This is a genomic window from Murimonas intestini, assembly GCF_024622195.1.
Lineage (GTDB): Bacteria > Bacillota > Clostridia > Lachnospirales > Lachnospiraceae > Murimonas > Murimonas intestini.
Window position 1 is genome coordinate 85,468 of sequence record NZ_JANKBI010000015.1, and the last position, 12,158, is coordinate 97,625.

A 12,158-nucleotide genomic window follows, 5' to 3' on the forward strand; every position below is an offset into this window, starting at 1 on the left:
TTTTATTGGGCAGGTGATAACGATAGCTGAAAGCATTGGGGCAACCATAGAACTGGACGGGGAAAAAGATTTTAAGGCGGGGGTGACCGCCTGTAATAAATCACTGACGGCATTAAAGACGGAGATGGGCCTTGTGAAGGCCCAGACAGAAGGACAGGCGAATTCGCTGGAAAGCCTGCAGAAAAAACATTCTGTACTTACAAAGATCCTGGAAGAACAGAACAACAAAGAAAAAGAAGTAAGAAAAGGGCTGGACAATGCGGAACAGGCTTACAAAAATGTTGGAAATGGTCTGGATGCCTTAAAACAGAAATTAACAGCTGCAACAGCAGAGCTTGACCAGATGAGGCAGAGCAGCAGTTCGGCACCTGTGGATATTGCAAAGCAGGAGAAGGCGGTAGAAGAACTTAACCGGGAAATAGAAAAGGGGGAGAAGAATTACCAGACCGCGGGGAACCGGGTGAAAGACTGGCAGGCGAAGCTGAACACAGCACAGGCACAGACTGTAAAAGCAACAAAGGCGCTGAATGAGAATGCTGCCTATATGGAAGAGGCAGAGAATGCCACGGATAAATGTGCCACAAGCATAGATAAGTTTGGAAAAGCCACCCAGGAAGCGACAGAAGTCTCAAGGAAATGGACAGAGGTATTAAGAGATAAAGCGATAAGCAGCGCGGCAGATATCTTAAAGGATTCATTGACAGGAGCAGTAAGCTCAACATTAGAGCTTCAGGATGCATCAAACCAACTGAAAGCCAGCACGGGAGCTGGAGCAGCGGAAATGCAGAAAATGAACAGCGTCTTAAAGGATGCCTATAACAACAATTATGGGGAATCTTATGATGATGTTGCTGATGTGATGGAGCGGATCAGGCAGACACTGGGGGATATGGATGCATCCAACCTGCAGGAAATAACGGAAAGCGCGATCGCTCTGCGGGATACATTTGACATGGATTATCAGGAACAGCTGCGCGCTGTAAAATCGCTGATGCAGAATTTTGGGATAGACTCAAAGCAGGCTTATAACCTGATTGTCCAGGGTGCACAGCAGGGCCTTAATAAAAATGATGACCTGTTGGACACTATAAACGAATATAGCTCCTATTACGCCGGCGCCGGAAGAAGTGCAGATGATTTCTTTAACAGTCTGAAAAATGGGGCAGAAGCAGGGACATTCTCAGTAGATAAGCTGGGAGATGCCTACAAAGAGTTTACGATCCGGGCAAAAGATACAGCAACTACTACAACGGAAGGCTATCAGCTCCTGGGCCTGAATGCGGACAAGATGCGTGCACAGTTTGCGGCAGGCGGGGAAAGCGCAAGGCAGGCGACCGAGATCATCGTAAAGTCATTATTCAGCCTGGATGATGATGTAAAGAGAAATCAGGCAGGAGTAGATCTTTTTGGTACCATGTGGGAAGACCTGGGAGAGAAAGGGATCCGTGCGCTTACCAGTGTTGAGGGAGGGATATCCTCTTCCTACAACGCAATGGACCGCCTGAAAAGTATTAAGTATGATTCTGTAACAAACTCCCTGGAAGAACTGGGAAGGAAATTTAAGTCTGAGATATCAGAGCCGATCGTGGAGAATGTACTGCCAAAGGTAGTCGATGGTATATCAACTGTGATTGATAATATAGACCTCCTTATACCGGCAGTGACAGGAGTAGGCACGGCTTTTGTGGCCTATAAGACCATAACGGCTACAGTGACCGCATTCTCAGCTGCCACAGAGGGAGCAACAACAGCACAAACGATATTTAATGCCGTATTAGGGGCAAACCCTGTGATCAAGATTGTAACTGCCGTGATAGCTGCAGGAGCGGCCATCATCACCTATGCAAATAATGCCGGGGAAGCATCGGCAGAAGTTGAAATGCTGGTGGAGGAAAATAAAAGAGTAGTAGCATCAGCAAACGAAGTCACAGAGTCTGTAGATAAGACGATCGCTTCTTACTCTGACAGTACGGCACAAATGGAAGCTCAAGGGCAGTATGCGGGTATCCTTGCTGAGAGGATATCAGGGTTAGCCGGGAAGACACAACTGAGCAGTTCAGAAATGGACGTTATGTATGGTTACATAGCCGAGCTAAACAGTATTGTGCCGGGCTTAAGCCTGGCTTATGACGAACAGGCCGGAAAGCTCAATATGACCACAGAAGAGATGTACAAGAACATCGAGGCCAGCCAGAAGCAGATTGCACAGCAGGCGGCGCAGGAATATGCCATACAGTTGATCAAGAAAAAAACAGAACTTGAAATAGAGTCGATAAAGTTACAGAACAGCGGTGCAGATATATCAGAACGTAGAAACACTCTTTTGGAAGAAGAGAATGACCTGATGCTGAAAGATGTAACAGGTATCACGGCATTGATATCAGGGAAAAAGGATGAACGTGAGGAGTATAAGCTGCTGACAGAACAGCAAGAAGATAATACGGATGCGGTAAAAGCAAACGAGGATGCTAAAAAGGAACTGGCAGCAGAGGAAGCGGCGGTCAAGAAATATCTGGAAGAGGCAGGGGTATCTTGGGATGAAGTGACCGGACAGGTCAATGCCAATACCACGGCAACGGATGCCAATACAGAGGCACAGGGGAAGAATAATACAACCCTCATGGAGAGTGCAAGCCAGATAGCAGAGACTTACACTTCCCTAAAGGAGAGCGTCACCGGAGCGCTGGAATCCCAGATGAACATGTTTGAGGAATTCAGCGCAGGCACTGAGATATCCACCTATGACCTCCTGCATAACATGCAGAGCCAGATCGACGGGGTAACAAACTGGGCAGATAACCTGAATGTATTATCACAAAGAGGCATCAATGAAGGACTATTACAGCATCTGGCAGAGATGGGACCGGAAGGGGCTAATTATGTAGCGGCTTTCGCGCGCATGTCAGATGATGAGCTGCAAAAGGCATCATCCATGTGGGAGGAATCCCTGGACATCAAAGACGGTGTACAAGAAAACATCAGCGGTATGATGGACGGGGTTACAACAGCTATTTCAGGCGGTAAGGATAAAGTTAAAGCTGCAATGCAGGAGGTAGGTGTAAATACCATTGCAGGATTGACTGAGAAACTTCAGGGCGGACAGGTAGAGGTAAAAGCAGCTGGCGATGATGTAGGACAAGCAGCTGTAGATGGGGCAAAGACCGGGGCAGGAACACATTCCCCTTCATGGAAGACAGAAGAAATAGGCCGGAACATGAATGAAGGTCTTGTGAACGGCCTTAAGCAGTCAAAAGGAAACGTATCCAATACTGTACAGCAGATCCTGAATGAGATCATAAGGAGTGCATCATCTGGACTCAGGGCATCGAATTTTGCAAGCAGCGGACGTAATGTAACTCTGGGTATGGCACAAGGTATTAATGCCGGGAGAAGCAATGTGACATCAGCTATGCAGATTCTGGCTACTCAGACACAGACCGCAGCAAGTACAGGTATGAATCCACTTAGGTATGCCGTATATGGTATGCAGGTACCTTCCGGCCTTGTGACAGGAATGAACAGAGGAAGGACAACGGTTGCCACAGCAGCAAAGAATTTAGGAATAACTGCCTACAATAATGTCAGGGTACCGAGCTTGTATAGCGATGGCCTAAACGTAGCGTATGGCCTTGCGAATGGTATAAGTGCAGGCAGATCTGCTGTGGTCAGTGCTGTGGCGAATATGTGTGCATCGGCAGTCAATCAGGCCAGATCGAGCCTGAAAATACATTCTCCTTCCGGGGTTTTTGCGGAAATAGGCGAGTATACTGCGGAAGGCTTTGGAGTAGGTTATGAAGATAAAATAGCAGATGTCAACGGCATGATAAAGAAGACAATGGATTACAGCCGCCTGAAGCCAGGGACAGGATCCGGAACGGCAGCAGGTGCCTCTATGGGGGCTGAAAGGATTATCATTGAGATGCCGATATATAACAACGGGATCTATGACAGGACTGAAATTGCAGAGATAGCAATGGAAGGACTGTCCAGAGCGCAGGGCAGGAAACTTGCCATAAAAGGAGGAATCCAAAATGTACGATATGCAGTATAATGAGCGGACAGGCCGGAGTATGGGAGTACGGATAACACAGCGCCCGAATATTCCCATACCCGAAGAAAAAATAGAAACGTACAGCGTGGAGGGCAGGGACGGCAGTTTAACTGTGAGGACCGGTAAATACAAAGATATAGAAATAGAAATCCTGATGGGATTTTACGAAAAAAGAAGCCTTTGGGCGGAACGCCTAAGGGAAGTAAAAAAGTGGCTGCATAGCCAGGGACAGGGCAGATTAAAGTTTGCGGATGACCCTGGCTATTATTATAAGGTTAAATATGTAAAAGCAAAGGAATGTGAGCGGCAGCTTGGAAAGTTTGGGACTTTCGCAGCTACATTTGTATGCGAGCCATACGTGTATCTTGATTCGGGAGACATAGATATACCAATAGGAACCTTGGTGAATGAGTATGCAGCAGCACATCCGGTCTATCATATATCTGGAGAGGGCCAATGTACGTTGACGGTCAATAAAAATACTATGGTATGCAATGTTGGTCAGATTCTGACCATTGATACTGATAGGATGGTAGCTTACCGGGAGGACGGTACCATTCATAATGCAGACGTGACGGGAGATTATGAGGGGTTGTGGCTGATCCAGGGAGAGAATACCGTAACAGCTACCAGCGGATTTAAAGTAACGGTACAGCCGATGTGGAGGCGCTTATGATACAGATATATAAAGCGGGTAATACAGATTACAGCCGGAACGGAGATTATGTCCTTCAGCCAATATTATGTGAGTTTACATGCAAAATCAATGCAGAGTGGGAGCTAGAGCTAGAGCATGTGATAACTGAGGATGTCATAAGGCTGCTAATGATAGATTCGGTAATCAAGGCACCGGCCGGGATAAGAGGGATTGAGCAGGAGCAGCTCTTCAGGGTTTACAACACCGCAAAAGATTTCTACACCATCCACGCTTATGCAAGACCGGTATTCCTGGATGCGGCACAGGATTGTTTTATACCTGATTCCAGGCCAACAGATAAAAATGGGCAGCAGGCACTGGATATCATGTGCAGCGGCAGCAGGTATAGTGGAAAGACAGATATAGGTACCGTAAGTACTGCTTACTACATCAACAAAAACCTGATAGAGGCTATAAGCGGTGATGATGACAACGCATTCCTGAAACGCTGGGGCGGTGAGATTTTATACAATAATTATCAGATCATAATTAACAACCACATTGGAGGGGATTATGGAGCCAGGGCAGCATTTGGCTATAATTTGACCGGAGTGGAAGAAAGGGCAGATAAAGAGGACGTCATAACAAGGATCGTGCCTGTTGCCTACAACGGGAGGATGTGCAGTAATCCTTATTATGTGGACTCGCCTAAAATTCACAATTATCCTTATATCCATCACCGTATTGTAAAATATGAACACATCAAGCTCAAAGAAGATATGCAGGGTGAACCTGATGAGGATGATCTTGTATTTAATACTTTGCCAGAGCTTCAGGCAAAACTGAGGGAATTGGCGGCAGAAGAGTTTAAAAAAGGGATAGACGTGCCGCAGGTAGCCTATAAGGTCACAATTGCGGATATAGCCCAGACAGAAGAGTATAAGGACATCAAAGACCTGGTGGAGATATCCCTGGGTGATACAGTGGCCTGCACCAATAAGAGACTGGGTATCACTACACAGACCAGGTGTGTAGGAATTAGATATGATTGCGTCTCAGAGAGGATTCTGGAATTGAAACTGGGTGATGCTGTATGGGATGTTTCTGACAGCCTGACAGAGATTTATAAGGCTGTCACCGGAACCATAGATACTGGGAACGGTACACTTATGGCGGACAAGGTTAAAGGAGTACTTAATCTCTTCAACGCACAATTAAAGTACCAAAAAAACGTGGCTCAGAAGCAGGATGTAAGAGCCATCTTATTTGAGGATACAGACACAGAAAGTGACAATTATGGTGCTTTGTGTATAGGGAGCCTGGGGCTGCAGATTGCGGACAAGAGGACGACAGACGGCCGAGAATGGGACTGGACAACAGCAATCACTGCAAAGGGGGCAGTAGCAGACATCATAGCCACGGGCTATATGCTGGCAGACCGGATCAGAGGCGGAACACTGACATTAGGAGGCGCCAATAATGTAAATGGCGTATTCAAGGTCCTTGATAAAAAAGGGAATATTGTCATGTCAGCAGATACAAACGGAGTGAATATTAAAATAGGATCCGTGGAAGAGGATGCAATCAGTGAAGCATATAAAGGCAAGCTGCAGTCTCAGTTTAAAGTTAATACTGATGCGATCAGCGCGGAGGTCACCAGGGCGAAAGGAAGTGAAGAAACTTTAAGGTCGTCACTTAAAGTAACTTCAGATGCAGTCACGGCAGAAGTCAGTAGAGCAAAAGGAGCCGAGGAAACTTTAAAATCCTCTATAAAAGTAACTTCGGATGCTGTAACTACTGAAGTTAATAGGGCGAAGGGCGCTGAAGAATCCCTAAAGTCTTCCATCAAAGTTACCGCAGATAATATAAATTCAGAAGTGGCAAAAAAAGTAAATGGTACGCAGATAATCTCGACCATTAACCAGTCTGCTGAAGCTGTATCCATAAAAGCAGATAAGATTAACCTCAACGGGGCGGTTACCGCCAACCAAAATTTTAAAATTTTGGAAGACGGCAGCATGGAAACAAAATACGCTAATATAAAAGGCGGTGAAATGAGTGTAGGAAGCAATTTTAAAGTTACAAATGGTGGGATAGTTTATGCGTTTGCACCTAAATTTGTTCTTGGAATGCAACTTGCAAAGAATATGTTTTCGTCAATTGAGGATGCAGATTATAAATACTATGCATGGTACTTAGGCGACAATTTATGGTTAGGCTCTCAAGATGGTGAAGATGTATGGATGCCCTCAATAAGGCCTCTTAAGATATCAGCGGCAGGTGATATATATTCATTTGGAAATATATCTTGTTTTGGTACAAAATCCAGGATTGCAGATACAAAAAATTTCAGTCAAAAGAAATTATATTGCTATGAGATGGCAAGCCCTATGTTTGGGGATTGCGGGACTGGATGTACAGATGAAAATGGAGATTGCTATATAAGTATAGACCCTGTTTTTGAGGAGACGATTGAGCAAGAGCCTATTGTGAAACTTACAAAATACGGGAAAGGAGAATTGTATGTTTCAGAAATTAACTCAGGTTATTTTGTTGTGAAAGGAGAACGTAATCTCAAGTTCGCCTGGGAGATTTTAGGAAAACAGAAAGGATTTGGTGGCCTTAGGTTAGAAAGCGATGTACCGGAAAAAGAAAGTATAGACAGGATAGAAAGCCTGTACGCAGGTGACAGGGAAAAAGAAATAGAGCCAATTTTGTGCTATAAGGAGGAATTAGAATATGATAAAGAGAGTGACGAGTTTTATGCATCATACTACAGGTGAGGGTGAGAGATTGACCTTTACATATTCAGAAATCAATGATGATGGGACATCGTCTAAAGACAATATAAAAGGATCTATCATTGTCTTAGATAAAACGATAAGTCAGAAGCTTGCAGATATAACAGATTTTATCAATGGTAAACTTCCAGAATAGGAGGCAAATGATGCAGATTATAAAAGATATCTATCTGGATTTTTATGATAATCATTTTGTAACCGTTAATGCAAAACAGAATGACACAGGGAGATACATAAGGGCTGAAATTATAAAAGATGGGACAGGATTCGAAATACCATCCGGTGCAGTGGTATCGATAGCAAGTGAAACTATCTGGAATAATTGTGAGGTTGAGGGAAATAAGATTCTGGCACCATTGTCAAAAGTGATGCTGGATACCGCAGGGGAGCGTATCTGTCAGCTTGAAATTGTAAAAGGTGAAGAAAAGCTGACAACAGTATCATTTCAACTAAAAATAGAAAAGTCAGTGAGAAATGACGGAGCAATAGAAGGGAATATGGAGTTAGGCGTTTTGGATCAGGCAATATCGGATGCAAAGCGGATCACGCAGGAAGCCGAAACAACGGAAGCAGCCAGAAAGACTGCGGAAAATGCCAGAATATCTGCAGAGAATACCAGAAAGAATCAGGAGACAGCCAGGGTCAATGCAGAGACATCCCGTGTATCTGCTGAAAATACACGCAAAAGCCAGGAGACAGCAAGAGGTACCGCAGAGTCAGCCAGAGTGAACGCGGAAAACACCAGAAAGAGTCAGGAAACAGGGAGGGTGAATGCGGAGACAGCCAGGGTCACAGAGTTTGCAACTCTAAAAGCAGACGCGCAGGAAGCTACAGCAAGGGCAGAAGCAGCAGCGGCAGGTGATATTTCGGGCAAGACGGTGACTTATACCGAAAGTACGGCGGCGACAGCTCCTGCATCCGGTAGTAAGCTGTCTTTGATATCCGGCTGGCTTGTCGGAAAAGTGAAAAATTTAGTAACCAGAATGGGCACAGCTGAGACATCCATTACTGCACTAAACAGCAATTTTGTTGGCTGTACATTTTACCCAAATCTATTTAAAAATTATACTACACTACCTGTTGAGCATACCGCTGTGGTTTGTCCCTGCACGGCATATGCTGTCCGGACGGGAAAATATCTGCATATCAATTATATGCTAACGGTGGAAGCAAATACAGCCGCGGGGAATGACGCAGCAAATACATATTTCGATTTTGGAATGAATTTAAATCCAATGAAGACATCTTTTTTCCCAAATGATGTGATTAAATCCTGTTCTAGAAATGAATGCATCTACTATAAAAAATCTACAGGTATCATAGACATCGAAAAGACATCATATGGAGCATATGCTGTATACAATAGTACTTATAATGTAATGAACTTTGGTAGATTTTATACCAATGATGGCAAAATGGGTGCATGGCCACTAAAGTCTTTTTATGTCGGGTTAATCATTAAAGGTACCATAGATATAATTTTGCAATAAACTATAGTTTCTTAGCCCCCTAATCGCTCTATCGAAGTAGCTACAACATATTTTTGTGTGATATTAGGCAAATACAGTTTAAGATTTCCATAGCTATCAATACGTAAAGACGGAAATGTAGGCAAAGTATTTCCAATCGAAAAGATAGTTGCAATTTTACTGTCGTACACACTGTATTCGGAGTAGGCATTTCCGCTTGTTCCCACTGTGCGGCAGCAAATTTTGTAGCTAAAAGATTGATTATTGACTTTTAGCTGTGTCCCCAGGTATTCGATTGGCACTTCGGTAACTGTTGGCGTACCATTATTAGCTAAAATCGTATAGCTTTTATATTCAATTCGTAAATTGCTGTCATTCCATCCTGAAAAGACTCCATTTATCTGAGAAATTGTTTTAATCGCCGTGCTACGAAAATCGCGTACAATGACCCGGCAGGAAGCGTACTCTGTGACTGGATATCTATATATCTCGATAATTACGTCATTATCATTGGGTACAATACCATCTATACCACTTATATTTTGTCCCCAAAATACAGTCAGCCCATCAGTCCGTGCTTGTGCTATAAGAGCCTCAACGCTTGTATTTGTTACGTGGTGGTATGTTATATTGCTGTTTAGTGCAGCAGTGAAAATACGGAAGAAAGGAAAAAGAATATGATGATAAGAGCACCGGACCCTCAGGGTCCTTTTTTAATACCCGAAGGAAGGAGACTTAAAATGAATGATGAAGAAATTGCTGTAAAGCTTGAGGGACACGAACATGAAATAGGGTCTCTCAAGCATCGGATGAGAGCACAGGAAGATCAGGCTAAAGCCATACAGTCCCTGGTTGTGTCAGTTGAAAAGCTGGCACTAAACATGGAAAACATGCTGGAAGAGCAACGGCAGCAAGGGGAACGGCTGAAGGTTTTAGAAGAGGAGCCTAAAAAACAGTGGAGTAGCATCAAAAAGACTATATTCACATCCATAATCTCCACTGTAGCAGGGGCATTGGCAGCAGCATTAATAATGGCCGTTGGGCCGTTTTTATAAGAAAGAGAGGAATCCTTTATGAAGAAAGAAAACATAAAGCAGTGGTTAAAAGCAGCAGGAGTCAGAGCAATCAAGACAGTAGCACAGACAGCAATTGCTACCATCGGTACTGCAGCAGTACTGGGGGATGTCAACTGGGCTATGGTAGGCAGCGCAGCCGTGCTGGCTGGGGTATTATCCTTACTTACCAGTGTGGCGGGGCTTCCTGAATTAACAGGGGAGGGAAAGTAAATGCAGATAAATAAATTAATTACGCCGTACAATCATTACAATGGCCGTGGAGGCCAGGGGATAAAGTACATTGTCATCCATTATGTAGGGGCCCTGGGAGGGGCGAAAGAAAACTGCCAGTATTATGCCAGCGGTGATGTAGGGGCCAGCGCACATTATTATGTGGGCTTTTCCGGGGAGATATGGCAGAGCGTTGAGGATGCTAACGGTGCATGGAGTGTAGGAGGTGGGCGTCAGAGCAGCGAGGGCGGTGCTTATTATGGGCAGTGTACTAATTATAATTCACTCAGCATAGAGATGTGCGTACATAAGAGAAACCACAACACAATGAACGCCACAGACAGAGACTGGTATTTTGAAGATGCCACAGTCAAGTCAGCTGTTGAGCTTACAAAGTACCTCATGAGTAAATATGGTATACCCGCAGATCGTGTAATCAGGCATTATGACGTCAATGGTAAGACATGCCCTAATCCATATGTTTACAATCACACAAAACATACATGGGCAGCTTTCAAGGCAGCACTTGCGGGGGCGAGTACTGAACCAGCTCCGCAGCCGTCAAAACCAGATGAGGCCGGGATCATCTACAGAGTACAGACAGGGGCTTTCAAAGACAAGAAACTTGCTGACAGCTTTGCAGCCACGCTCAAGAGTCAGGGGTTTGAAACCTGTATTAAACAGACTGAGAGTTTATATAAGGTTCAGATAGGGGCCTTTTCCATGAAAGCTAATGCTGACTCTATGCTGAAAAAATTACAGTCATATGGCTATGGGGGTTTTGTCACGGGAGGTGATACCGTGGAGGCAAAAGAAAAAACTGTAAAAGTGACGACAGACGTGCTCAATATAAGGACTGGCCCCGGAACGAGTTATACACTGTCGGGGCAGATTACTGACCGGGGTACATATACGATCGTAGAGACTTCAGGCAATTGGGGCAAGCTCAAGAGCGGCGCAGGCTGGATTTGCCTGGATTATACGAGAAATAGTTGACAAAAATAAGCGTGTGTGCTAGTATATAAATATGTCAAGGGAATGTCCTTGCGGATTGAAATAATAGTTTTATTTATAGCTTTGCCGTTGCAAAACGGTGTCTGCCCCGTCAGGGACAGCGGATTGAAATATTAATAATTTTATTTATGTTTTTTCCGTTATATAACGGGTGTCTGCCCTGTAAAGGGCAGTGGATTGAAATAATAAAGTTGTAAATAGCGACACACAAAAAAAGAGTAACTTTCGGGTTGCTCTTTTTTTGTGCAAATAAAGAAATTAAACTGCCCTTGTACAGGGCAGTTGGTTTACAGGGTATTTGTTAAATTGCATCTAATAATTTAGCATAAAAATCAGCGTTGATATCACTGTGAGCGCTGTGCATGAGTTTATGTCTGTCATATCCATAGGCAGATAATGCGATAACTGTTTGTGATATGATCTCTTCATCGGGGAGTAGATCTGCTTTAGCCGCGAAGGCCTTAACCTCATTATCAATTTGAAATAAAATAGTATCTAAGACAAGTTTTAATTTTGTCTTAGGCTGCATTGGTTCTTCTCCATTATTTTGAGATTCAACATCCTGCACCAGCATGTTAAAATCTAAATCCTCTGGAATGGATGTTGTTATGTACACAACCTCCGCATAATCATCAGGTATACTGAGAGGCTTTACAACAGCGTATTTATTTACGCCATCAACGCTATATACATACAAATTTAAATCAGGGCTACAAGCTGGCTCTGTATATGGGATATTGTTTTTTACAAGAGTCTTGTAAAATTCTGTTTCTATAATCTGACGTGTTACATCGATTCCGTAATGTTTAAAGGTCTTCATACTCTAATCTCCCTTGCACTTTGTCTTAATTATATGTTATAATATTTTTGCGGGGGAGCGGTGGCAAGTCCGCCCTCCCT

9 protein-coding genes are annotated in these 12,158 nt (G+C 43.9%); 8 read left to right on the forward strand and 1 reads right to left on the reverse strand.

Translation table 11 applies throughout. From position 1 onward, the window contains the following. Positions 1 to 13: 13 nt before the first annotated feature. The 8 genes from NSB28_RS18635 (at position 14) to NSB28_RS18670 (ending at position 11,240) form a co-directional block, all read left to right on the forward strand. Positions 14 to 4,051, forward strand: a complete 4,038-nt coding sequence (locus NSB28_RS18635) for a phage tail tape measure protein (protein WP_109748110.1) — start codon at positions 14 to 16, stop codon at positions 4,049 to 4,051. Further along, positions 4,032 to 4,727 carry a distal tail protein Dit gene (locus NSB28_RS18640; protein WP_109748111.1) on the forward strand — a complete coding sequence of 232 codons (696 nt, stop codon included), beginning with the start codon at positions 4,032 to 4,034 and terminating at the stop codon, positions 4,725 to 4,727. The genes NSB28_RS18635 and NSB28_RS18640 overlap by 20 nt, the downstream gene beginning before the upstream one ends. Next, a complete protein-coding gene (locus NSB28_RS18645; protein ID WP_109748112.1) occupies positions 4,724 to 7,471 on the forward strand; it encodes a phage tail spike protein in 2,748 nt (915 codons plus the stop codon). Before NSB28_RS18640 ends, NSB28_RS18645 begins: the two co-directional genes overlap by 4 nt. Next, entirely contained in the window at positions 7,428 to 7,625 is a 198-nt protein-coding gene (locus NSB28_RS18650) for a hypothetical protein (protein ID WP_257497865.1), read from the forward strand. The genes NSB28_RS18645 and NSB28_RS18650 overlap by 44 nt, the downstream gene beginning before the upstream one ends. 10 nt (positions 7,626 to 7,635) lie before the next feature. Beyond that, positions 7,636 to 8,979 (forward strand): hypothetical protein, encoded by a 1,344-nt coding sequence (locus NSB28_RS18655; RefSeq protein ID WP_109748113.1) that lies wholly within the window; start codon positions 7,636 to 7,638, stop codon positions 8,977 to 8,979. Between the two features lie 719 nt (positions 8,980 to 9,698). Continuing rightward, positions 9,699 to 10,013 (forward strand): hypothetical protein, encoded by a 315-nt coding sequence (locus NSB28_RS18660; RefSeq protein WP_109748160.1) that lies wholly within the window; start codon positions 9,699 to 9,701, stop codon positions 10,011 to 10,013. Between the two features lie 18 nt (positions 10,014 to 10,031). Then, positions 10,032 to 10,244, forward strand: a complete 213-nt coding sequence (locus tag NSB28_RS18665; RefSeq protein ID WP_109748114.1) for a holin — start codon at positions 10,032 to 10,034, stop codon at positions 10,242 to 10,244. Then, on the forward strand, positions 10,245 to 11,240 hold the full coding sequence (locus NSB28_RS18670; protein ID WP_257497863.1) for an N-acetylmuramoyl-L-alanine amidase: 996 nt from the start codon (positions 10,245 to 10,247) through the stop codon (positions 11,238 to 11,240). 319 nt (positions 11,241 to 11,559) lie between these two features. On the opposite strand, the gene NSB28_RS18675 is transcribed toward NSB28_RS18670, so the two are convergent. After that, positions 11,560 to 12,078, reverse strand: a complete 519-nt coding sequence (locus NSB28_RS18675) for a hypothetical protein (RefSeq protein ID WP_109748115.1) — start codon at positions 12,076 to 12,078, stop codon at positions 11,560 to 11,562. Positions 12,079 to 12,158: the final 80 nt, after the last annotated feature.